Source organism: Candidatus Vallotiella sp. (ex Adelges kitamiensis) (assembly GCF_020342435.1).
Taxonomy (GTDB): Bacteria; Pseudomonadota; Gammaproteobacteria; order Burkholderiales; family Burkholderiaceae; genus Mycetohabitans.
On record NZ_CP080504.1, the window covers coordinates 573,203 to 598,319 of the forward strand.

At 43.2% G+C, this 25,117-nt stretch carries 21 protein-coding genes; 3 read left to right on the plus strand and 18 right to left on the minus strand.

From position 1 onward, the window contains the following. Nucleotide 1 precedes the first annotated feature (1 nt). Both K0T93_RS02220 and K0T93_RS02225 read right to left on the minus strand, forming a co-directional pair. Nucleotides 2-259, minus strand: coding sequence for a hypothetical protein (locus K0T93_RS02220; protein ID WP_225721110.1), 258 nt, complete (start codon nt 257-259; stop codon nt 2-4). After that, entirely contained in the window at nt 249-482 is a 234-nt protein-coding gene (locus tag K0T93_RS02225) for a PLP-dependent transferase (RefSeq protein ID WP_239025387.1), read from the minus strand. Before K0T93_RS02225 ends, K0T93_RS02220 begins: the two co-directional genes overlap by 11 nt. A gap of 1,172 nt (nt 483-1,654) precedes the next feature. On the opposite strand from K0T93_RS02225, the gene K0T93_RS02230 reads away from it, so the two are divergent. Then, the gene (locus tag K0T93_RS02230; protein ID WP_225721111.1) at nt 1,655-1,843 is read left to right on the plus strand and encodes a hypothetical protein; all 189 of its coding nucleotides are present in this window, start codon (nt 1,655-1,657) and stop codon (nt 1,841-1,843) included. 588 nt (nt 1,844-2,431) lie between these two features. Here K0T93_RS02230 and K0T93_RS02235 read toward each other — a convergent pair. Then, complete coding sequence (locus tag K0T93_RS02235; RefSeq protein WP_225721112.1) at nt 2,432-3,493, minus strand: RluA family pseudouridine synthase; 1,062 nt, start codon at nt 3,491-3,493, stop codon at nt 2,432-2,434. Nucleotides 3,494-3,509: 16 nt separating this feature from the next. Here K0T93_RS02235 and K0T93_RS02240 point away from each other — a divergent pair, with 16 nt between their 5' ends. After that, nucleotides 3,510-4,319 (plus strand): outer membrane protein assembly factor BamD, encoded by an 810-nt coding sequence (locus K0T93_RS02240; protein ID WP_225721113.1) that lies wholly within the window; start codon nt 3,510-3,512, stop codon nt 4,317-4,319. Between the two features lie 456 nt (nt 4,320-4,775). Here the strand turns inward: K0T93_RS02240 and K0T93_RS02245 are convergent, their stop codons facing one another. The 12 genes from K0T93_RS02245 to ndk all read right to left on the minus strand — a co-directional run bounded on the left by K0T93_RS02245 (nt 4,776) and on the right by ndk (nt 19,813). Further along, complete coding sequence (locus K0T93_RS02245) at nt 4,776-6,143, minus strand: adenylosuccinate synthase (protein WP_225721114.1); 1,368 nt, start codon at nt 6,141-6,143, stop codon at nt 4,776-4,778. Between the two features lie 86 nt (nt 6,144-6,229). Further along, nucleotides 6,230-7,378: an ATP phosphoribosyltransferase regulatory subunit gene (locus tag K0T93_RS02250; RefSeq protein WP_225721115.1), complete on the minus strand. Its 1,149-nt coding sequence runs from the start codon at nt 7,376-7,378 to the stop codon at nt 6,230-6,232. A gap of 264 nt (nt 7,379-7,642) precedes the next feature. Further along, nucleotides 7,643-8,545, minus strand: a complete 903-nt coding sequence (gene hflC, locus K0T93_RS02255) for a protease modulator HflC (protein WP_225721116.1) — start codon at nt 8,543-8,545, stop codon at nt 7,643-7,645. Nucleotides 8,546-8,557: 12 nt separating this feature from the next. Beyond that, nucleotides 8,558-9,907 carry an FtsH protease activity modulator HflK gene (gene hflK, locus K0T93_RS02260; RefSeq protein WP_225721117.1) on the minus strand — a complete coding sequence of 450 codons (1,350 nt, stop codon included), beginning with the start codon at nt 9,905-9,907 and terminating at the stop codon, nt 8,558-8,560. Nucleotides 9,908-9,949: 42 nt separating this feature from the next. Beyond that, nucleotides 9,950-11,188, minus strand: coding sequence for a GTPase HflX (gene hflX, locus K0T93_RS02265; protein ID WP_225721118.1), 1,239 nt, complete (start codon nt 11,186-11,188; stop codon nt 9,950-9,952). Nucleotides 11,189-11,244: 56 nt separating this feature from the next. Next, nucleotides 11,245-11,490: an RNA chaperone Hfq gene (gene hfq, locus K0T93_RS02270; RefSeq protein ID WP_225721119.1), complete on the minus strand. Its 246-nt coding sequence runs from the start codon at nt 11,488-11,490 to the stop codon at nt 11,245-11,247. A 129-nt stretch (nt 11,491-11,619) separates the two neighbouring features. Beyond that, nucleotides 11,620-12,948 carry a ribosome biogenesis GTPase Der gene (der, locus tag K0T93_RS02275; protein WP_225721120.1) on the minus strand — a complete coding sequence of 443 codons (1,329 nt, stop codon included), beginning with the start codon at nt 12,946-12,948 and terminating at the stop codon, nt 11,620-11,622. Between the two features lie 30 nt (nt 12,949-12,978). Then, the gene (gene bamB, locus K0T93_RS02280; RefSeq protein ID WP_225721772.1) at nt 12,979-14,121 is read right to left on the minus strand and encodes an outer membrane protein assembly factor BamB; all 1,143 of its coding nucleotides are present in this window, start codon (nt 14,119-14,121) and stop codon (nt 12,979-12,981) included. 472 nt (nt 14,122-14,593) lie between these two features. After that, a complete protein-coding gene (gene hisS, locus K0T93_RS02285) occupies nt 14,594-15,928 on the minus strand; it encodes a histidine--tRNA ligase (protein WP_225721121.1) in 1,335 nt (444 codons plus the stop codon). Nucleotides 15,929-15,976: 48 nt separating this feature from the next. Then, entirely contained in the window at nt 15,977-17,260 is a 1,284-nt protein-coding gene (gene ispG, locus K0T93_RS02290) for a flavodoxin-dependent (E)-4-hydroxy-3-methylbut-2-enyl-diphosphate synthase (protein ID WP_225721773.1), read from the minus strand. Nucleotides 17,261-18,234: 974 nt separating this feature from the next. After that, nucleotides 18,235-19,347, minus strand: coding sequence for a 23S rRNA (adenine(2503)-C(2))-methyltransferase RlmN (gene rlmN / locus K0T93_RS02295; RefSeq protein WP_225721122.1), 1,113 nt, complete (start codon nt 19,345-19,347; stop codon nt 18,235-18,237). A gap of 16 nt (nt 19,348-19,363) precedes the next feature. Then, on the minus strand, nt 19,364-19,813 hold the full coding sequence (ndk, locus tag K0T93_RS02300; protein ID WP_225721123.1) for a nucleoside-diphosphate kinase: 450 nt from the start codon (nt 19,811-19,813) through the stop codon (nt 19,364-19,366). A gap of 217 nt (nt 19,814-20,030) precedes the next feature. On the opposite strand from ndk, the gene K0T93_RS02305 reads away from it, so the two are divergent. Beyond that, nucleotides 20,031-20,735 (plus strand): Bax inhibitor-1 family protein, encoded by a 705-nt coding sequence (locus K0T93_RS02305; RefSeq protein WP_225721124.1) that lies wholly within the window; start codon nt 20,031-20,033, stop codon nt 20,733-20,735. Between the two features lie 1,388 nt (nt 20,736-22,123). On the opposite strand, the gene K0T93_RS02310 is transcribed toward K0T93_RS02305, so the two are convergent. The 3 genes from K0T93_RS02310 to recR all read right to left on the minus strand — a co-directional run bounded on the left by K0T93_RS02310 (nt 22,124) and on the right by recR (nt 25,074). Next, nucleotides 22,124-22,867 (minus strand): peptidoglycan DD-metalloendopeptidase family protein, encoded by a 744-nt coding sequence (locus tag K0T93_RS02310; RefSeq protein ID WP_225721774.1) that lies wholly within the window; start codon nt 22,865-22,867, stop codon nt 22,124-22,126. A gap of 548 nt (nt 22,868-23,415) precedes the next feature. Then, complete coding sequence (gene surE, locus K0T93_RS02315; RefSeq protein WP_225721125.1) at nt 23,416-24,174, minus strand: 5'/3'-nucleotidase SurE; 759 nt, start codon at nt 24,172-24,174, stop codon at nt 23,416-23,418. A 297-nt stretch (nt 24,175-24,471) separates the two neighbouring features. Beyond that, a complete protein-coding gene (gene recR / locus K0T93_RS02320; protein ID WP_225721126.1) occupies nt 24,472-25,074 on the minus strand; it encodes a recombination mediator RecR in 603 nt (200 codons plus the stop codon). Between the last annotated feature and the right edge of the window lie 43 nt (nt 25,075-25,117).

Sequence of the window (25,117 nt, forward strand, 5' to 3'; positions counted from 1 at the left end):
ACTAGTACGCTGCTTTATCGCAAATACCGAGTGAGACTTTGTTCAATGTCAACGTGCAGATCAGCCTCACTCTCCACGCTAATATAAAACGCATTAGTATCCTACGATGCGGCCACCTACAAACAGTACGTATCGCTGTAATATCATACGACATCACAATACTATAAGCTCTACCCCAACTCCAACCCAGCGAGAATAGCTCAAGCCCCTCGACGAATGCGTCCAGCTGTTCGGTTGAGTAGCAAGAGTCAAATACCACTGAATAATTCTCCTACACCTAGAAAATCTCGCTTCCAGTATATATAGCCTGAACAGTTATCAAAGGCTGGATGTAGAACTGCAGAAATTGCTAGGCAGCTTCTTAGCCAAGAGGAAATTGATAAGGCGCTTCGCACGTGTAAATGATAGCGAACTTCTATTGAGGGTAACCCACGCAGTACGAGCAGGCAATCATCAGTTGACATACCAAGGCCGAAACGCATGCGGGCTTTCTTCAGCGCGCGATCCGCTGTATCGCTTCTAGCAGACTAATACTTAGTCAGCGCTTGCACAAAAATATCGACCATATATTTATACAGGTGTAGTTCGAAAAGTTATTCAAGATATAAAAATATAAGCAATGATCTTAATCTAAATAAGTCACAAAAATTGATTACAAAATACAATTCTTTATAAGATTCTTTTTAAGAATTGCAATCACAGCATTCAGGTGTTCATGGGGATTATGACCAGCGTTATACTGAGTGCAGTATCCGAGCTGACTTAGTTTATATTACTGCTATCATACATCGTACACTTGCTTTTATAAGCAAACCTCAACAGATATAAGATCTGTGTATGTAGCAGTTCATCTGTATTCATGTCAATGCGGTCTAGCTGTGATTGTATGCAGAATATTAAGCATTTTTCCATTCAATAGTGTACTAAAACCATAGATACATAGAGAGCTATAATTAGAAATTTCTCAGACGTGTGTAACGAATATTTTCTTAAAATCCGTGCAACCTACACGAGTCATAGACCCATCACCATCATCAAGATGATGGTGCTTAAAGAAGCGATAAATAAGTTGCTGTACCTTAAATTTAAGACTGTTCTGCCTACGAATAAATAGCACTTAAATTTATCATGTAGGGAGCTTCTTATCTGAGCCAGTAATTCTAAAGATTCGAAAAATATATGGACTATTAGCGCTTCTATGGCTTTTTGTCTGAGCAACTAATAATTGTTTTCCGGTTTGGTTTATTTTATTGCCCAGAGACTTCAGCGTCTTGCTAATTTTACATCTCAAGAATTTGATAAAGACTAAGTTAGAAACTTCTATAAGTATAGAATGGCATCTTTTCACGAAAATGCAGTATAGGACCGGTTCGTTTTGAGAGTTTTATTTAGGACTTTTCGCTCCGCACACAACACAGAAAATTACGACGACTAACTTTATCACGCAGTGCTTTTCGATATCAAGATACACACACATTCGGTTAAGCTAACTATATTAATGCTGCTACGGCCTGTTAAATAGAAACATAAGGAATGTATTAAGCATGCATGCGGATGGGCACTCACATCATGCAGGCCAACTCGCTCTAGCCTTACCCAGGCTAGAGCGCCGAGATTCACGAAGTATGTACGTTGTCCATCATTATAGACATCTATGGCATCTTTAACCCCAGAAAAGATTATAACGAATGCCGGATTGGTCGAATCAAACTCTTTCGGCCCGGGCGCTTCGAGGAATATGCTACGCACCCTCTTCTCTAACTTGAAACATACTCGGGCCGATCAATGGGCCGAGATACGTGTGCAGAGCTTTGCTCGCGCGGCCATTATGGGTATTGTGTAAGCACAGCAAGCACACACAGAATCGGTAATATAGTCGGTAATATAGCCTAATTACGCCGCTAACAAGACCACGCTATCCTGCGTGTGCAGCACTAATAGCATAGCCATCTTCGTCACAAATTAATACAGTATACAATCAGCTAACAGTATTGTATAAATCACTTTTCTACGGTTAGTTACGTTGACATCAGCTGTTAGAGGATCAGTCTTAATCATTTTATCAGTGCGAACTACGCATGCACCAAGCACTTGCTTAAACCATGATGTATGCGGTGCCTACCATCAGCTACTACGCACGACGGTTCTCATACACTGCAGTTATATCATCGCCGGTATACAGCCTAAAGTTCAGACCCTCGGGAACACATTTCGATTCCTTACCGAACCATTTTGGCCCTAGCTGACTGCCCCCATCACGCATGGTAAGCAGCGTGCATATGCTAGAACTTACGCGTCAGTTTGGAATAATACAGTGAGATAGTGTCAATTTAGAAAAACCCTAGAATATCATATCATCAATCACATTCATTTAGGAATTACCCCTCTCATCATCTGTAACAATATTACTATTGTTAGTGTAGATATGTTGCTATACGCAATCGATGATTTCGGTTTTACTATCGGGCACGTTTAACAATCTAAGCATAGAGATTAATTGCGCTAGGTCTTCCGGCATCTCCGAGTGCCAAGACACTAGCGCGTTAGTAGCCGGGTGCGTAACTGTAAGTTGCCATGCATGCAGTGCTTGACGCGCAAAGCTATTAGGAAGCACAGGTCTTTTCCGAGAGTTGCGCCCACAGCCGTACAGCTGGTCGCCGAGTAACGGATGACCCGCATCAGAAAGGTGGACTCGGATCTGATGTGTGCGTCCGGTATACAAGTCACAATACAGCTTTGACACTGGGTGTCCGGACCATATCCCAGTATCTGCGGTCATAAAATGCGTATGTGCTGGCTTACTAGTAGCTCTTGCAAGAACTGCCATTCTCGTACGCTTACGCGGATCACGTCCAATAGACTTGCTGATACAGCCACTCGGCGGTGTCACGCCCCAGGTAAGAGCAATGTAGCGCCGCTTAACTGTGTGTGCCTGCAACTGCCTGACCAAATGAACCTGTGCAGCCAGTGTGCGTGCAACCACCATCAGACCTGAGGTATCCTTATCTAGACGATGCACGATGCCTGCACGCGGTAACCCGGCAGCGTCCGGATAACGATACAGCAGACCGTTGAGCAGCGTACCACTCCAATTTCCCGCAGCCGGGTGTACGACTAGCCCAGCCGGCTTATCGATTACAGCTAGGGTATTATCTTCGTAGAGAATCGTCAATGGCATTGGTTCTGGCGCGGATGCTGATGCCTGCGGAGGCATATCGGGTACGAACCGCACGGTTGCACCTAGATGCACTGGCTGACGTATCCAACACTGTACGCCATCCAACGTCACGCGACCCTCGCCGATCCAGGTTTGGAGGCGACTCCGCGAGAAGGCTGGAAATAGTCTTGCCATTGCCTTATCTAGCCGCTCACCTACTAGCGCTAATGGTACCCGTGCAACTTGCTCATTGAGGCGTTCTGCACTTTCGCTTAGATTATAATTAGTGTTGTATAAACAAGCACCGGTATTAAACCGCTTATTTAAGCGTATCATCTGAATTTTACTAGAAATGCAAGTTCTGAACGCATTGAGGATTGCTACTCTAACCACTGCAATGATGGTCGTCTCTGGGTGCAATAGTCTTCTACCTCAGTTAACGGATAACACGACAACATGGACAGATCGGGAATTATACGCAGAAGCTCAGAACGCTTTAAGCGCTGGTGACTGGAGTGAGTGCTCAAAGCACTTCAAATTCCTGGAGGAACGCGATTTATTTGGTGAGTTCACACAACAAGCACAAATCAATATTGCGTACTGCCAATGGAGAGACCATAAAAAAACGGCGGCTAGGCAAGCGGTAAACCGTTTTATTGAGTTGTATCCAGATCATCCGAATATTGCATACGCATACTATCTTACAGGATTAATTGAATTTAATAGTAACCCAGATATATTGAATTATTTCATGGGTCAAAACATAGTTGAACGCGACTCAAAGGCGTTGCATGACTCATACAATGCGTTTCGTGTCCTTATCGAAAAGTATCCGAGCAGCAAGTACACACTAGATGCAGTACAACGTATGCATTGCATCGTTAATATATTAGCTTTGAATGAAGTGAACAAGGCTAACTATTATTATCAGCGCGGAGCATATATTGCTGCAATTAACCGCGCGCAAATAGTGCTAAAAAAGTACCAAAATACAACGGCAACCGAGCATGCACTACATATAATGATATTAGCGTATCGTGCGCTGCAGCAGCAGAAACTAGCTGACGATAGCCAGCGTGTGCTTGAATCAACGTTTCCAGACAGCGCATACATCACTAATCGCATAGAGACTTTGCACAAGAGTATAAAACCTCAACACTAATTGTCAGCAATTCTACGAATGCTGTAGACTGAGAGCAGTTTTTTGTAAAAAATCTGTCGTACTATTTTCAATCATGTGTAAATCGCAATTATCTGCTCTTTGAAATCGGTAGAGGCACTAAATTAATAAACAGCAAAATATAGTGAAAAGCACTAGCGTCAGTAAGCACTATAAAAATAAAGTTCAGCGGATGATGCGTGTGCATCATATTTAATTGAAGTCCTGCGTCCTGTACTTATAGTGAGATACATAAAGAAAGTCATACATCCCTAAAACTAGTTGTTGATATATAATCTATTATAAATTACATATAATCTAGTTATCTGTTGAAGTCAGATTTATTATCAATCTAGTGAAAACCGCCCGACCAAGCGGCAATAATAATTCTAGATAATCAATAGATGTATCTATTGCTAGACTAGTCTAAATTTTTCCTCTACTGCAGCACGGTTGAGATTACGTAGTCTCTTGGAATGGATGGCGCAACAGAATTGTTGCATCTCGATCTGGACCAGTTGACACCATATCAATTGGCACACCAGCTATTTTCTCAAGACGTGCTAAATATGCGCGCGCATTAATAGGCAGCGCATCCCAGGCTCTGACACCAACAGTGTTTTGCTTCCAGCCTGAGAATGATTCATATATGGGTTCACACCGGCTTACTTGCAATGCCCCGCGTGGTAAGATATCCACATCCAAGCCATCAATTTTATAGCCAGTACACAGTCGTACCTCATCTAGAGTATCTAGAACATCTAGCTTTGTAATACACAATCCTGTCACGCCATTAATCTGAATCGAACGTTTAAGTGCGGCAGCATCAAGCCAGCCGGTACGACGTGGGCGGCCCGTCACCGAACCGAATTCTTTTCCGACACTAGCTAGAATTAATCCAATAGGATCTTGACATTCTGGATTATCTGTATCATATAGCTCGCTGGGGAACGGGCCGGCGCCTACACGAGTACAATAAGCTTTTGTAATTCCGAGAACATAGTGGAGTTTATGCGGACCAATTCCAGCGCCAGCTGACGCGGCACCTGCGACACAATTGCTCGATGTAACAAATGGATATGTGCCGTGATCGATATCTAACAACGTACCTTGTGCGCCTTCGAATAGCAGATTTCTTCCAGCGTTATTCTCATCATATAATCGTCGTGACACATCGATGATCATCGGTGCAAGTCGATCTGCATAACCAAGCATCATCTCCAGTGTTTGATGGAAATCAACTGCTGGAGCACTTAGATATTGTGTGAGTAAAAAATTATGGAAATCTAGATTTTCGCGTAGTCGCTCTGCAAATATCGTCGCATTGAATAGATCCTGAACGCGTAGAGCGCGTCGGCCAAATTTATCTTCGTATGCTGGCCCAATGCCGCGCCCGGTAGTTCCGATCTTACCGATACCTCGCCTTGCTTCACGCGCTCGATCAATTTCGATATGTTGCGGCAGGATTAGCGTAGCGGCTTCGGAAATAAATAATCGATTGCGCACATCGACGCCAGCACTCTCAAGCTCAGTAATTTCTTTAAACAGCGCACGTAGCCACACCACAACACCATTGCCAATATAGCACGCGATTTTTTCGCGCATGATGCCTGATGGGATCAACCGTAAAATAGTTTTTTTGCCGCTAATAATTAACGTATGGCCAGCATTATGACCACCTTGAAATCGTACGACACCCTGAGAATGATTAGTAAGCCAATCGACAATTTTACCCTTTCCTTCATCACCCCACTGGGTGCCGACTACAACGACGTTACGTCCGGACTGGGTTGTCGCTTGATTTAATTGAGCTATGCTAGCAGACATGATATTACTTAAGCTAGTTAAAAACGTATTCTACCTACATTTATATATACACTATTGTTGATTCACACATACGATATTTTTAGTTTTTAACGTAGCTCAACAGTCCACGCGTTTCCATGCTGTACAAGCACACGATCACAAGCGAATTCATCTAAGGTATGCTCATGCCCAGGCAACGCCTGAATCACGGTCTCACCATTATCTCGTAAGAGTGCTACAGTAGCACGTAGCGCAGAATCATGATTCCATGGAGCTAGAATAGCACTAGATCGCGCCTGTCGCGGCGAAATTCTAGCTACTTCACGTAAGTCTAGAGAAAAACCAGTAGCTGGTCTCGCTCTCCCATACGCAAGACCGACATAATCATAGCGGCCACCTCGGGCTACAGCATTTGGTACGCCATCGACATATGCACAAAACATAACACCACTATGATAGGCATAGCCGCGCAGGTCAGCTAGATCAATTGCCACGTTCGTATCGTCGATCTGCGCAACAAGAAACGCAAGTTCATTTAGCGCACATGTGAGCGCTGGCCACGCCGGCAACCGGGAATGCGCTTCATTAATTACTGATGCATCACCATATAGCATAGGTAGCGCGAGCAGCGCATCGCGTACTGGCTTTTCTAAGTCATGTGTAAGCTCATCTAATCGAGGCACATCTTTACCAGCTAATGCTTCATATAGCGCAGGGCCTAGTTCAACGGCGCGTTCATCGGCTCCTAGGAGCGCAGCTAGCACACCGGCATGGCACAAGTCTAATCTTACTGGACCTAACTCAGCGAGGCGTAAGCTATCAAGCATTAATTGCTGGATCTCTACATCTGCTTCCAAACCTGCATGCCCGTATATTTCAGCCCCAATTTGGATCTGATCTCGCGTCGCATGCAATCCACGGGGACGTGTATGTAATACATGGCCTGCATAGCATAACCGCGTGACGCCTTGTCGGTTTAGTAGGTGTGCATCGATACGCGCGACTTGTGGCGTAATATCTGCACGTAACCCTAACGTCTGCCCAGACAATTGATCAACAAGCTGAAACGTGCGTAACGCTAAATCGCTGCCGCTTCCAGTTAACAGTGATTTCAGGTATTCAAGAAGCGGGGGCATAACCATTTCATAGCCATATGAACGGAAACGATCAAGAAGAACGCGACGCAACTCCTCGAGTTTACGGGCACCCGATGGCAACACATCAGCAATATTTTCAGGCAACAACCAAGTTGGCATGAGCACAAATCCAGTGGCGTGACGTAGTGCAGCGCGATTAGCTCTCTAACATTAGCAGGTGCACAATCCAAAACCGATTGTAGTCAGCCCGCTGTTATATCTGTGCTAGCACCAGTTGCCGTAGCATTATAAGGTGTTAAGCTACAGTATCAGTGATAAGCCACTTATTAGAAAAACGCTATTATGAGCGAGAGTACAGCACGCTCTGCGTGGTGTACCTCTTTTTGAGAGCACCAATCTGTACGCGATTACAGAAGCGTGCGCTTAGTGCTTGCGCTTCTGTACAGCTGGAATAGCCATAGAGCCTGCCGAATTTTTCATAAATCGGAAAAACTCGCTATTTAGATCGGCAACTACTATATCACCCTTACCAATACTGCGTCGATAAGCCTCTAGGCTTTGATAGAAAGCATAAAATTTTGGGTCGCGGCTGAATGCGCTTGCGTAAATGGCCGCAGCTTTAGCATCACCATCTCCTTTAATTTTCTGAGCTTTTTTATATGCATCAGCAATTACTATTTCACGCTGTTTATCTGCATTAGCACGAATACGCTCGGCCTCAGCAGCACCTGTCGAGCGCTGCTCATTAGCGACTTGCTGACGCTCTGCTTTCATCCGCTGATATACTGACTCGCTAATATTCTCAAGCAAATCAACGCGACGAAGCCGCACATCAACAATATCAATGCCTAAGTTTGATGCGTCGCGTTTAACCTTCTTACGAACAGCCTTCATTACGATTTCACGTTCGTTAGACACTACCTCTGAGATTGTTCGTTTCGTAAATTCTTCATTCAGCGCTGCGCAGATAACTTGAATTAATCGGTCTTGTGCTAATGAGGCATCACCACGGACGCTAACGTAGAACTTACAGGGATCAACGATCCGCCATTTTACAAATAAGTCAACTAATAAATTCTTTTTTTCAGAGGTAATATAACGATCCGCCTGTAGATTATCGATTGTCTGAATACGCTTGTCCATATATATTACGTTCTGGAAAGGCGGTGGTGCTTTCAAATGCAGCCCAGGCATTGAAATAATCTTCTTGACCTCGCCGAATGAAAATACAATCGCATACTTGCGTTGGTCAACAATAAATATCATTGAAGAGCCGACAAACAATATGAGAAATATAGTAACGATAAGAGCAATGAATCGATGCATAATGTACCCTTCTTATTGACCTTCGTCGCGACTGCGGAAAAGCTCCCGGGAGCGGGTCGTATCATGACTTGTACCAACTACTGGTTGTCCTTGAATTGCTTTCCCACCGACTGAGCCTTCGACTTCTAATACTCTATCCTGTTGGCTATTATTAGCAGCCTCTTTTCTATTAATTTGTAGACAGGAGCGCTGAGATGGTCTTACCTTGTCTAAAGGTAGATATAGTAGGTTGTTACTCGCCCTACTATCTACAATCACCTTTGTGACATTTGCATAGACCTGCTGCATTGTGTCTAGATACATTCGTTTACTAGTAACTTCTGGCGCTTTTGCATACTCAGCTTGAACCTGATTAAAGTGGGCGGCGTCGCCCTCGGCTTGAGCTACTACCCGCGCAAGATAGCCGTTGGCATCTGCCACTATCCGAGCGGCAGTTCCCTGGGCAAGCGGTACTACATTGTTTGCATATGCTAAGGCTTCATTCTTCGAACGCTCACGATCCTGCCCCGCTTTCACTGCATCATCGAATGCAGATTGAACTTGTTGAGGCGGCTGCACGTTTTGCATTGTCACGCTGCTTATACTAATACCTGTTTTGTACTGGTCTAGTATTCGCTGGATTTGCTGGGACAATTCTAGTGCGACCTGCTCGCGTCCTTCATATAATACGTAGTCCATCGTATTTTTACCTACGATTTCACGCACCGTAGTTTCGGCGGCCTGTATTACTGCATCTTCCGTATCGACGTTATGAAAGAGAAATGCAGCTGGGTCCTTCACGCGATACTGAACCGAGAAACGTACATCAATAATATTTTCATCTTGAGTTAGCATCGACATATCTTTTAGATTTGTCGAACGGATTATATTATCTCGTCCAATTTCAGCTGAACGCACCTGCGATAGATTAACAATCTCATTACTTTGAAAGGGATACGGTAAGCGCCATTGAATACCAGAACTAGTCGTATACATGTATCTACCAAACTGAAGCACGACACCAGCTTGTCCTTCCTGCACAATATAGATGCCGCTAGCTATATAAACAGTAATTAGCATACTAAGGGCAATCCCCAGACCAAGATATCCGCCATGGCCATTACTCAAGTTTTTTGAGCCAGGGCTGCCACTTTTGTTGCTAGGATCTCTATGACTGAACAGTCGATTAATCTGACGATTAAAGTTACGCCACAGCTCATCTAAGTCAGGTGGACCTTCCCGGCTAATCTTGTTAGTATTGCGTTGATCCCACAAACGTAGCAATGCATTATTAATTTTTTGGTTGTCCCAGTATAAAATTTTTTTTAAAAAAAAAGCTCGAGTGCGTTGCCACGTATTTTGAATGTTTCTATTATTAACCATATCATAATCGGTTATTGCGAAATGTATTTATCAAATCGATTATTAATCAATACTATGCTCTATTTTGCGAATATACTCGCTATCAGACACGCTACTAGCTATTATGCTAGCTGCATCCGAATGCGAACTATCGTTGTTAGGATAGGCAATATTATTGTTGGTGCTAATACGATCTTGATCGTACCTCAATGTCTGCTCACCAAGTGCTATTTTGGCTATCAAGTCGCATAAAATATCGAGTCCTTGGCCGGTCCTCGCACTCACAAAAATGTGCTCAATATTCCCGAACTCATCTCTCTCAATTATATTGACTCGACTCGCTAACTCAGGTTTCTGGTCAATCTTATTAAAGATAATAAGTTTCGGAATTGATGCTGCGCCAATCTTAAGCAAGACATTATTAACCTGTTCGATCTGGTTTGCATATACAGAGCTAGATACATCAACGATATGTAGAAGCAAATCAGCATGAAAAGTCTCCTCTAGAGTTGCACGAAAAGCTGAAATTAATTGGTGCGGCAAGTCGCGAATAAAGCCGACCGTGTCAGAAATCACGACATTACTTACTTCACGAAGGTAGAAGCGGCGAGATGTCGTATCTAATGTCGCAAATAATTGATTGGCTACATAAGTTTTTGTCTTAGTCAGTGCATTAAACAATGTTGACTTGCCGGAATTCGTATAGCCGACCAAAGATACGGACAGTCTACAGTTACGTTCACGCTGGCAACGCTGTATGCTACGTTGGCATTTTAGCTTACACAATTTTCTGCGTAATATTTTAATGCGCGCGCCAATCAATTTCCGATCAGTTTCCAACTGTGTTTCACCTGGACCCCGCAATCCGATACCGCCTTTCTGTCGCCCCAGGTGTGTCCATGCTCGAACTAAGCGTGTGGATAAGTATTGTAGCTGCGCTAGTTCTACTTGTAACTTACCTTCATAACTACGCGCGCGTTGTGCGAAGATATCAAGAATTAGGCTTGTACGATCAACAACACGTTGCTCTAGAGCGCACTCTAAATTGCGCTGCTGCGCCGGCGATAATGCATGGTTAAAAATAAAAATGTTTACATCATTTTTTTGGGCACTACGCTGAAGCTCCCCGAGCTTTCCACTGCCGATAAAATAGGCAGCATTGGGGCTCGAACGTCGACCTATCAGCGTTAGCACTGGGCGGGCTCCAGCACTGATGGCAAGCAAACTTAGCTCTTCAAGACTAGCTTGAACTTGAGCAGAGTTCTTTCCGAAATTTATACTAACAAGCGCTGCATTAATCAAATCAATAGAATATTAGAGTATGAAAAAAGTTTGAGTCTGACCATAGTTATCTACCTTTACATCGAATGAGATTCTTCCGAATCAGGATAAAAGTTTACTAATCGTGCTGGCACAACAGTTGAGATTGCGTGCTTGTATACCATTTGTGTAATAGTATTACGGAGTAATACCACATATTGATCAAAGGATTCGATATTACCTTGCAACTTAATACCGTTAACAAGATAAATCGATACCGGAACATGTTCCTTGCGTAGCGCGTTTAGAAACGGGTCTTGTAATAGTTGCCCTTTGTTGCTCATAATAAACTCCGAGTTATTTTTTCAGATTAATAGTATAAGAGACAAAAAAGGAACGCAGGCAATCCTACACTATAGCCAACTCTTTAAGTTAATACCTTTACTAGATAAATAATTATGGTAGCTTTAGTCTTAGCCTGCATAAGGATTTTTACTCGAACGAAACTCTATACGTAATGGGGTACCAGCAAGGCAAAAAGTTTTACGAAAATAGCCTTCGAGATAGCGTTTATACGCATCAGTGACCGCATCTAATGCATTACCATGGATCACAATAATCGGCGGGTTTTGTCCCCCTTGATGGGCATAGCGTAACTTTGGGCGGATTGGGCCACGCCGCCTCGGCTGCTGGAATCGTACGGCAGAGATCAATGCCCGCGTAAGCTTAGGCGTTGACATCTTAGCTATCGCGGCTGAGTAGGCGGCATCTACAGAGCGCATCAACGCACCGATCTTTGTCTTTTCTGATGCTGAGATGTAATGTGAATTTGAGAAGTCTAGGAATCTAAGCTTTCGAGCTAGGTTAATCTTAGTACGCCGGCGTATGTGTTCATCGAGGCCATCCCATTTGTTCACGCCAATTACGAGTGCTCGACCCTGCTCGACAATAAAGCCGGCGATATGCGCATCCTGCTCTGAAATATCCTGCCGCGCATCAAGCAGTAAGATTACAACATTAGAATCAGCAATTGACTGCAGTGTTTTAACCACTGAAAATTTTTCAACCGCTTCAAACATTTTACCGCGCTTTCGCAAACCGGCGGTATCGATCAGCGTATATTGGCAACCTTGATGCTCAAAGTCGATATAGATAGAGTCACGCGTAGTACCAGGTAGATCATATGCTATCATGCGCTCCTCGCCAAGTAGAGCATTAACTAATGTCGATTTACCGACATTAGGCCGGCCGACGATAGCTATTTTTACTCCATTCTTCCGGGGCTCTTGGTCATGCGGGGCTTGATCCGCATAGGCAACGTCTAAAGCTTGCCCGATCATCTCAGTGACGCCGTCACCATGTTCTGCAGAGATTGCGTGCGGGTTACCTAAGCCTAGTTCGTAGAAATCCGCGGATACCGCGCTATACTTCATGCCCTCAGTTTTGTTAACAACTAGAAAAATAGGGCGACCCGCCTTGCGTAAGTAAGGGATAATCGTCCTATCTTGCGGTGTAAGCCCATTTCGGCCGTCGACTAAAAACACTACTAAATTGGCCTCTTTAACCGCTCGACGTGTTTGCTGAGCTATCTCGTACAAAATGCTATCTTTAGAAGCTGGTTCAAAGCCTCCTGTATCGACAACTAGGTAAGGTCGTTCACCAATACGGCCCTCGCCATAATGGCGATCTCGCGTCAGTCCAGGTAAATCTGCGACAAGTGCATTACGTGAGCGCGTTAATCGGTTGAACAGTGTAGATTTTCCAACATTGGGACGCCCAACGAGTACAATTACGGGCTTCATGTTACTTTTCCAAAATACATACGTGCCAACCTATCTTGGTCGAAAACCGTACAGGTCACCATCACGTGTCTGCACGATTAATGTATTACCAGCAACTACTGGTTGAGCGATGATTGCGCTGCTTGTTTTCTTCCGCGAGATGAATTCACCGGTATCACGCGATAGAAAATGAACAAACCCTCTGCAGTCTCCGACTACTACTGCACTGCTAATAATCGCTGGCGCAGTAACAGCATATTCTTTTAGTTGCATATTCCGCCATAGGAACTCTCCGGTTATTGAATCGTATAGAGATACGCCAGACCATTCATCTGTCGACGCCACTACACGATCATCTTGAGCTAATCCACTATAACTAGAAAACGGTTGTGTCCACAGCGTACGCCCACTTAAGATATCGAAGCAACCAATCTGTCCCTGAAATGTCACCGCGCAAGTTTGAGATCCTACAACCGTTGGCGCGCCGGTCACGTCGTTAATACGTTCAACCTCAGTAATGCCGCGTGGATAGGAAGCTGGGGTTTTCCAGTATGGATTACCGTTTTGCAAATTGATTGCGGCAAGTGATCCACCCGGGAAGCCTGCTAACAGTGCATTGTTGCCAACAAATGTAATACAAGAGATAGCCCGTAAATTTAAGGGCACATTACGATTAACATACATCCATTTCTGTTCACCAGTCTGCGAGTTAAACGCCATAATGCGTCCATCAATCGTACGAACAAGTACGAAACCCTGACCTACTGCCGGCGGTGTAATAATTTCATTAAGGACATTCTTTTTCCATAAGACCTTTCCGTCGTCATCGAGTACAAATATATTACCTGTAAGCGTGCCGACTGCCGTCAGCGTACCATCGCTACCCACGCCGGCGGACAGATTTTCGCCCACTTGCGTATGCCATATTTCTTTACCATTAGTCGCATCGATCTTCATTACAGATCCGTTCACGCTGCCTGCGTACACATAATTACCTATAGGGGCCAGGACAAACAAGCAGCTGCTAGATTTACCTACACTAGTCTTCCAAACTTCATCCACCTCTAGCATGGTTTGGATCTGAGTGAGTGCGGTCGGGGCAAAAAGTATATCCTTCGTAAACGAACATGCAGCGAGCGTAGCTAATAAAAGCAAAAACGCGAACAACCGAACATAGTGGATAACAAAATTCATGAATAATGATAGATTCATGGAAAACTTAACTAATCGTTAATCAACAACAGGGTAGCTTATAGCCTTGTGACCGCTGTAAACTTATTGGCGCGTACCTACGCTTGACAAGATCTACTTGTAAGTATTTTTATCAACTACTATATTTTCTACTGTATATAGCATTTCCCGGCTAGTATCATGCTACGTAGTGTAAGTATTAGTACAAAGCATATCTTTATATTTATCACAATACGCGCAAACTGCGGCTTTTCTCCTAAGCCTGTTATTTTAGGCCGTGTTATAAGACAATACTGCTTATACAGGCTAGCACTGCTACCAAAGTTATAACTGATATAGGCAGCGCCTATATAAACGGCGTAAATAAAAGCACAAGCAAGTAATAGATACTCTATCTACAATACAAAATTTAAGTTGATTAAAGTTTCTTATTCGTAGTGATGATTTATCTAGTAGATACTCATTTGCCCATTTATTAGTACTTTCCCGACCGAGTCACTATCAAATTAGTTAGAAATTCAGATAAACGTTTGCCCGGTACCCGTTGCTGAATATTATCCCCGCTTGTGCGATCGCTGCGTAGCGACTTGATTGATACTTCATCTCGCTGAAGCTCGTCATCACCAAGTATCACTGCGTATGCAGCGCCGCTCGCATCTGCAAGTTTCATTTGTGACTTAAAACTAACCAACACATCATCCGAACTGCAGTGCAAGATCACATCTAATCCCGCATCACGCAGTTGTTCTGCAACTACAAACGCAAAACTACGCGCCGCAGCACCTTGGTGCACAATGTAAACGTCGCAGCCTTCCTCAGACGGCACTACTATTTGATCTTCGCGTATCAGTTCCAAGATACGCTCGACGCCCAAAGCCCAGCCGCATGCTAGTGCCGGCTTGCCCCCAAGTTGGTTGATTAGTGGATCATATCGGCCACCCCCGCCTACAGTACCTTGTGCACCGAGCTTGTCAGTTACCCATTCAAATACTGTCATATTATAATAGTCTAACCCTCGAACAAGACGAGGATTAATGGTAAACGTAATATTGTTTTCGCTTAATAAAGATTGAATACCCTCGAAATGAGCAAGCGATTCATTCCCGAGAAAATCAATTAGTTTCGGTGCATTAGCTGCAATATCCTGTAATGCAGGATTTTTTGTGTCGAGCACACGTAACGGATTCGTATAGAGTCGATGCTTTGAATCATCATCAAGCAACTCGATATATCTCTCCAGATAGGCGATTAATTGATCACGGTGAGCAGCGCGTTCTTGTTTATGCCCCAGGGAATTAAGTTCAAGCCGAATACCTGTAAGGTTTAAGTCACCCCAAAGTCGTTGGCACATCAGGATAATTTCTGCATCGATATCCGGACCTTTGAACCCAAGCGCCTCAACGCCGACTTGATGAAATTGACGGTAGCGACCGCGCTGTGGACGTTCGTGGCGAAACATCGGTCCGATATACCAAAGACGCTTTGGACCATCGTATAGCAGGTTATGTTCAATCGCCGCTCGAACTATCGCAGCAGTGTTTTCGGGACGCATTGTTAATTTCTTCCCGTTTAGTGAATCAATAAAGCTATACATTTCTTTTTCAACAATATCGGTCACTTCGCCGATACCACGCCTAAACAATGACGTATATTCGAGAATTGGGGTTCGGATGTTCTGGTATCCGTAGGAGTGTAATATCGATGTGACGGTTTTTTCAAAAAAAAACCACAAACTGACGTCGCGAGGCAGGATGTCATTCATTCCCTTGACTCCAGTTAACCTCTCTAGGTTACGCTTCTTTTCTGTCATATCGATTTAAGAATATCCGGGTTAAGTAGCGTGCTTATAGCAGATACTTCAGCGCACTATCGTTGCACTATAAGTGCGCTGAACATAGTCATGAACGATATCCTGAAATTGCTCTGCGATACGCTCGCCACGTAGCGTAGTCGCTTTTATACCGTTGATGAATACAGGCGCCACTGGATCTTCACCGGCTCCTGGCAAGCTAATGCCAACATTTGCGTGCTTAGACTCGCCAGGACCATTAACGATACAGCCCATTACTGCGACATTCATCGTTTCCACCCCTGGATACTGCTTTCCCCACACTAGCATTTGAGTGCGAAGATAGTTCTGAATTCTCGATGCTAACTTCTGAAATACAGCGCTTGTTGTACGTCCACAACCAGGACACGCAATTACCGTCGGCATAAAAGAGCGTAGCCCCATTGTCTGTAAAATCTCTTGAGCAACAATAACCTCGCCGGTACGTAAAGCCCCGGGCTCCGGAGTAAGCGAAACACGAATCGTGTCACCGATTCCCCTTTGCAGTAACACTGATAGCGAAACAGCCGACGCAATAATGCCTCTCGAACCTACTCCCGCTTCGGTTAGCCCTAGGTGTAAGGCAAAACTACAACGCAGCGCCAACGCTTGATAGATCGCAATTAAATCCTGAACACCGCTAACTTTACACGAAAGCACAATTCTGTCTCGTCCTAAACCAAGCTCGACAGCACGCTCAGCTGAGCCAATAGCGGACTGGATTAGTGCCTCGTACATCACGCTTTTAGAGTCCCACGGCATTGCGCGTTGCGAATTCTCGTCCATCATTCGTGCAAGCAGGTCTTGGTCTAGACTTCCCCAATTTACACCGATGCGCACTGGCTTATCATAGAAAATTGCAGCCTCAATCATCTGTGAGAGTTGTGTGTTGCGCTTAGCGCCTTGCCCAACATTGCCTGGATTAATTCGGTATTTCGACAGCGCCTTCGCACAATCTGGATAGTCGCGCAGCAGTAAATGTCCATTGTAGTGAAAATCGCCAACAAGAGGCACTTTTATGCCCATGCGGTCAAGTTGCTCACGGATTTCCGGCACTGTGGCTGCGGCTTCAGATGTATTAATTGTAATTCGCACCAACTCAGAGCCTGCTTGCGCAAGCTTCTTAATCTCGAGTGCGGTACTAATCGGATCGGCAGTATTAGTGCTTGTCATCGACTGAACAAGAACCGGTGCACCACCACCAATCGTCACCGTATGTTCCTGCCAACGCACTGTAACCGCATGCGATTGGCGCCTTGGGTCAGAACTACTACATACTTGTTTGCCTGCCGAGATAAAGCTCGTCATCGGCATTCTGAAAGGCATTGAATTGCCCAATTGCATGAAATACCAATCCTATTAAATTATAATGTCGGTATGCCGAGGCCGATGCAACCTCGTCAAAATTGACTGACGACAAGCCAGCTACGCTTAGCTACATTTTATAGCTATGATTGAAACGTTAGTGTTGCTCTGCAAGCTTGCATATTCAGAAAAAGGGACTAACTTATCGCTATATTGCGATAAGTTACACTAATCTCTCTTGATAGAAGTTGATTATTAGCATCACTTTGCTATTAGGATAGTAGGCTGCTTTATTCAGCATCTCACACTGAGGTAATTTATTTAGATAGTGTGCTCATCTCTGATGTATATGCATAGCTACTAACGCGGCATCTATGTTTTTCTTACTTGTACTTGCATTTCTGCTCTTTTAATAAACGATCTAGCCTCTCCTTACTAGTGGGGTCCATACTATGCTGATTTCAGCCAGTATAATCATAAGATAAGAATCCAAATCTATATCTGAGGTTTAAAGGTACCTCTAAATTTATACAGGTTTAATCAGCGCAGCGGCACCTTGGAGCGTATTGATTAGTACTATCGGATTAATCCAAATTATCTTTGCATAGCTGCGTACTACACTAATTGCAAACATTGTATCTAGTATGCAACTATAACCGTCTAGTTATAACTTACACAACTTCTGCGGCGCAACTTTTAAGCGTGCAGATATTCTCTATTGTATCTTTTAGCTTTTCACAGCTTTTCAAGCTGTGTGCTAACCTGCCGAAGCGGATTCAGCTGAAATGCCCGAAATTTTAACGTTTAACAGAGATACTTAATAATCAATCATCTCTAATTTCTTATAGGATTTTCATCTTTTTTACGGTACTGTACTGTTAACTTTACTCAAATAAGAAGCCTAAGATTATAATCTTGATTTGAATTTGACTATACAGTTCAAAATTCTTAGTATATCTAACTGCATTATCGCCCCTCAGATTTTACATGAAGCTAGCGCTGGCATTTTGTAAATTACGCTTAGATAGATGGGTGCGATCATACACCTTACCTGCTAATTGACCGCAAGCTGCATCAATATCAGCGCCACGCGTTTTACGCACTGTTACCACAACACCTCCGTCTATCAGAATCTGCGCGAATCGCTTAATCCTCTCCGGGCGAGAGCATAACAATCTAGATTCAGGGAAGGGATTAAAAGGTATTAAGTTAAATTTGCATGACATATCGCGGGTCAACGCTAGAAGTTGCTGTGCACACTTGTCGCTATCGTTAATGCTATCTAACATACAATATTCAAACGTAATAAAATTGCGAGGCGCAACACACAAATATCGTCTACATGCCATCATCAATTCTTTTAAAGAATACTTTTTGTTAAGCGGTACTAATTTATCGCGTAACGTGTCATTGGGTGCATGTAGCGATACAGCTAATGCCACAGGCAATTCATCCGCTAGCCGGTCAATCATCGGTACTAGTCCCGAAGTAGAAAGCGTTACGCGTCGACGTGATAATCCGTACGAGTGGTCGTCAATCATTAACCGCATGGAGGACACGACTGCATCAAAATTCAGTAGCGGTTCACCCATGCCCATCATTACTACATTTGTGATTACTCGTTCACTAGAAGGAACTCTGCTGCGTGATGCGCGCAGCGCGAACTCTGCCATCCATAGTTGGCCAATAATCTCTCCGATGACAAGATTGCGCGAAAAACCTTGTTTTCCCGTCGAACAAAAGAAGCAGTTTACAGCACAGCCGGCTTGCGAAGAAATGCATAGGGTACCGCGTTCCTGTTCCGGGATATAAACAGTTTCTATAGCATTTCCCGAACCGATATCAAGCAGCCATTTCCGCGTGCCATCTTCGGACGTGCAGTCTTTCAGAACTGGGGGATGGCGGATAGATGAACAGGTTTTTAACTTGTCGCGTAGAGATTTCGAGAGCACTGTCATCGCATCAAAATCGCTAATGCCATTTAGATGGATACAACGCTGCAATTGTCGCGCACGAAATGGCTTCTCGCCAAAACTTGCGCAATACGCCACGAAACCAAGAGGATCAAGATCTAGAAGATTCTGCGCTTCAGTCATTGTTACACTTTGAGTCTTAAGGAGTGCCCGAGGTAATAGAATATCGAGAATAGATATTCATTTCCGGGAAAAAGAAGGCGATCTCAATAGCCGCTGTTTTCGGTGCATCAGAACCATGTATTGTATTAGCATCAATACTTTCCGAGAAATCCGAACGAATTGTACCTTTGTCTGCTTTTTTAGGATCAGTCTCGCCCATAAGCTTACGATGCTTTGCGATTGCATCCTCACCTTCAAGCACCTGAATCATGATTGGGCCTGATATCATAAACTTGATCAGATTCTTAAAAAAGAACTGATTTTTATGTACTGCGTAAAACTTTTCTGCATCTGCATATGACAGATGAACCATACGGGCTGCTATAATCTTTAGACCGGCATTTTCAAAACGACTGTATATCTGACCGATTACATTTTTAGTGACAGCATCGGGTTTAATAATTGACAAAGTTCGTTCTTTCATCATGAAAAAATTCCGAGAAAATGAGAAAACTATGGAGCTTACATAGACACCATCCTAGCATGAACAGGTGTATTATTAATCGAAAACCCTACGGAATTGCCTGACTATAAATCAGACTATAATTCTGACATAACGTATTGCTTGGTGATCAAAGCATCACGATGAGGTGCTAGTACTGGTGCCAGCATCGTTAGCAAGTTAAATACCATAAGGAAAAACTATGGATGACTCTCGTATCTATGAGATAGGACATACTAGCGCCGTCGCGTCTACTCAAACGCAATATAGAGTATTGCGCAACACATACTGGTTACTAGCAGTATCTATGGTGCCAAGCGTGTTTGGTGCGTGGATTGGAGTTTCTACCGGCTTTTCACTATTCACCATCACCTCGCCGATAATAAGTTTTCTAGCTTTTCTTGCAATCTCAGTTAGCTTCATGTTAGCAATCGAGCGGACCAAGAATCGTGCGATGGGCGTGTACGTCTTGCTCGGCTTCACATTTTTCATGGGCCTGATGCTCTCGCGTCTACTAAGCTTTATTCTCGGATTTACAAATGGCACATCACTAATTATGATGGCTTTTGGTGGAACCAGTTTGATTTTTGCCATAATGGCAACGATCGCTACAGTTAGTAAGCATGATTTTACTAGTTTGGGAAAATGGTTATTTGTTGGTGTACTTGTGCTGCTTCTTGCTTCCGCTGCGAATATCTTTCTGCAGATTCCCGCATTAATACTAACAGCGTCGGTTTTAGCAATTATCATTTTCTCGGCTTATATACTGTTAGACGTACAGCGCGTGGTTAAAGGCGGCGAGACAAACTATATTAGCGCGACGCTCATGATCTATCTAGATCTATACAACGTATTTACAAATCTTCTAGCGTTACTCGGGATTTTTGGTGAAAATCGTGATAGCTAAATCATCAATGATGACGGGCGCATGCGCCCGTCTAAACCGGAAATAAAAAAGAACACCGCCAAGTTTATCAGCTTTTAGGCTTGTTCTATATTGCTACTTTTATACAGTACCCCTAATATAAGGGGGCTTCCTGTCCTAGTAGTCTAGTATTATTAGAATTATACCCCTTCAAAACAGGTAAGAGATTCGACATGCGAGATAGTGAAAACATGTCTACGATACCTATACCAGCCAGCTGATAGAAGCTCTTCGTATACTAGTAATCTGGTATCAGGCGCTGGGTAGCTAGGTTGCAGGTGCACAAACGATTCGCACTGGCGAAATGCCTATTGCAAGTCTGCTCAGTCTGCTGAGCGCTTTAATACAGTTAGCGTGCCTCTTCACGCGGGAGATTAATAAAGTGATCGCATTAAACCGGACAAGCCCGTGTAAGTTACAAGGCGTATACCTTGAATAAATCAAATATAAAAATGATGCATGCATTTTGAGATTATTAAAACAAACTTTAATATTAATTACTTCCTTCGCGAACCGTATGAGTGGCAATGTAAAATTGCCTAACCCATAAAATAAATCTAGTACACAGTCGATGCGTTCTGATGAAAGTAGCCACACCGACTTGATGATTATCGTTTATTCATCTACTAATTAACCTGTATTAAATCCGACTTCTGTATCGAGACCATCTAATAAATAGTCATATAGTCTATCGACTGTTAGGCTATGTTAGCCTCAAATACTAATTGAGTAGAAATCGTTGTATATTCAAAACAGCCCTAAATTTTTTAGCTGCCGTTAAAAAATCAGATTGTATCTAGGGCATGAAAGTGTACCGAGTGTACCAATTCTATGACGTCTATCAAATAAGCGTCACAGGATTTATATGTATAAACGTATTAAACACATTTTAATATTCACAGGGGTGTTATACACCTAGTGTTATTTAATAGTTTTTCTTTAGAAAAACGCGACGTCATCCATTATTCTTACAATAAACATCATAATATCATGATGTTTATTCTCGCAATAGCATCACCATATACAATAAAATCACATCAGACATCTCTTGATAGACAAAACTTAGTTTGCTTATCATTTATGATGAATGAATTTAATCCCCTTAAAGATATCTAGTATGCTAGAGAAGTCGAATAGAAAAAATGTAGATTGGGCCCAATTCTAAATTTTTCTATAAAAAAGCTAGCAATATAAGCACGATTTTAGTAGAAAAATATAATTCTAGTGACTAGGCCAAGATTATACTTGGTCATATCTTTTACTTACTATTAATCTACGTTTAAACGTATCCGATAAATATCTAACCTATAACAATATTCGAAATATTAGGAGAAAGATAGATTTACACTACATTCACTTTAGTCTACCCGCTATTGGGGTGGAAGATAGTTCATGGGATCGATAGGCTTACCTTGTTTCCGTATCTCAAAATGTAATATCGCCTTGTCCGAATTAACACCTCCCATTTCGGCGATTACCTGATTTTTTATTACAAAGTCACCTTCTTTAACGAGTAAAATACCGTTATGCGCATAAGCAGTTAGATATTGTTCATCATGTTTAATAATAATAAGATTCCTATATCCGTGTAGTCCATCTCCGGCATAAACAATGCGTCCATCCTCTGAGGCTTTTATTGTTGCACCGAACGCACCAATAAGATTTAGACCTTTGTTCTTTAACTTATCAAATGGACTAAGAACCAGCCCGCATATAGGCCATACAAAATTGATATTCTTAACTGATGCATCTGTCTGTATTGGAATCGATGCAATTATAGATGCTGAATCATGGGATGGAGCTAAATTAGTCGTGTTTCCTATACTAGGCAAAGAAGCAGCGACGTTAATTCCTGGAGGACTAACCCGTAGTAATTGATTAATTTCGATTGGACTCGTGTTCTTTAGGTTATTCCATGCAGCGATATCGCGGTAATTCTGCTCATTCTCAAGAGCGATTCGATACAACGTGTCGCCCAACTTTACACGATAGTATCCTAGCGGTGTCCGACCTAATGTCGCAGCTGATGCTATGGTGCCATTAGCAGAAAGTAGCGAGGCGCTATGACTAATAACGGGGGCAGGATCTAGTCGAGTCGAACACGCTGCTAGCATTACTAGCGCTGTAGCTACACAGCTTGTTTTCTTAACTTTTACTAGACTCTCATCCACGCTCTTACTCCATAATGTGCTCTTGAGCACTAATTTACTCGCGATTGAAGAGGATAAAGTAAATTTACTAAACATAGCGTTCAGTACTTCATGACAATCTAACGAAAAGCTTATTCCTTAAGACTATGAGAGCTTTCTAGCCATCATCGAAATACACGCGAATTCTTTACAAACACAACAGATGCATAATAGTTTTACTAGCTTATATAATATATTTATACATTTAATCGAATATGTATTGCTTACAAGGTAGCTCAGCATTACTGATGTTTACATAACTACAAACGTTAGGAGAAATCGTTTGCTAGCGCTCAATTAATAAGTAGTCTAGTATTCTTATAGACCTGTGTAGCCAGAACCTGGGTACTTACAGCGCCAGAACTTACGGATGTATCGACGTTATTCCCAAAGATATTTTCTATATTATCATTAATTATTTAGCCTAAGCTTAGGCGCATAGTGTGAAGAGGCAATAGCGGGTTGGTGTGTATCTATAGATTACATCGACGCCCCTTCGACCATTCTTTTAGCGAAGAAATTAATCTTATATCAGTTAAATCTAATTGCAGTGGTGTAAGTGAAATGTCGCCCGCCGCTACCGCATAAAAGTCTGTTCCTTCGCTGGCATCAAGTACGGCTCCAGCTGCCCCGATCCAATAGATAGGCTCACCGCGTGGATTTCTCGTGCAGATCACTGGCTGTGATGGCTGCCGCTTACCAAGACGCGTGACGCGCCAAGTTCCGATTTCAGAATATAGCTTATTAGGAATATTCACATTTAGTAGCATATGGGTGGACAGTGGTACCTGTAACCAATACTGCACAATATCAGCAGCTATTCGAACAGCCGAATCTAGATGTGCCCAATTTTTATTGACCAGCGAAAACGCAATTGATGGAACACCAAATAGAAATCCCTCAGCAGCTGCTGCAACAGTACCGGAATAAAGCGTATCCTCACCCATATTCTGCCCATTGTTCATGCCGGACACTACTAGATCTGGTTTACCATCTAGTAGCTGGGTTAGTGCCACATGTACGCAATCAGCGGGCGTTCCATTTACATAGCGAAAACCATTTTCGGCAGTAAAAACCGATACAGGCCGCCACAATGTCAATGAGTTTGATGCACCACTACAATTGTATTCCGGCGCGACCACCGCTACCTTTCCTAAAGGCGTAAGTGCACGGTAGAGCGTCGTGAGCCCGGGTGCCAAATAACCATCATCGTTACTAAGCAGAATCTTCATTAGGTGATTGTAACTGAGTATATCTCAATAACTGATAGCAATTAAGTGCAGACTTAAGCATGCAAGCGCAAGAAGTTATCTCAGCAATCAAGAAGAAGGTGCCGGCATAAAACGTCTATCTTATAGGAACTGTATCAGAACAAGCGGGCGCATCAAAACCATGCACACACCATCTACTATAGATGGATAGCGATAATTATTACTCTATACAATCGAAAACTATAGGCGTACTTTAAGCTATAAAATCTTTCTAGAACTCATCAGCTAGTTTCTAAATATTTAGGCTTAATTACATGCTTATACTGAGCGCCGATCTAGTACCGCACGAGCGATCGTTCCAGCATCAACATATTCGAGCTCACTGCCAATAGGCACACCGCGGGCAAGCCGTGTGACTGTTAGGTCGCGGTCTTTAAGCATTTGGCTTAGGTAATGTGCAGTTGCTTCGCCTTCATTTGTAAAGTTGGTAGCTAGTATAACTTCACTTACTATATTGTCAGTAGCTCGGCTTATGAGCCGACTGAAATGAATCTCACATGGCCCAATACCATTAAGCGGGCTCAAGCGTCCCATAAGCACAAAATATAGCCCACAATAGATAAGAGTTTGTTCGAGCATAATCTGGTCAGTAGGCATCTCGACTACACATAGTAGTGTTGGATCGCGGCGCTCATTACTGCATAGCTCACATATGTTATGCTCAGTGAATGTATTACACCGCTCGCAATGTTTAAGTGCCTGTGTCGCGTGCAGCAGAGACCGCCCGAGCCGCTGCGCTCCCTCTTGGTCATTCTGCATCAAGTGATAAGCAATACGCTGCGCGGACTTCGGTCCAATACCGGGTAATGTACGCAATGCATCAATTATAGTTTCTAGCGCGGAAAGCGGTTTCTCGTTCATACACGTCGCGCCTCAATGTAAACTAGCAACCGAAACGCGACAT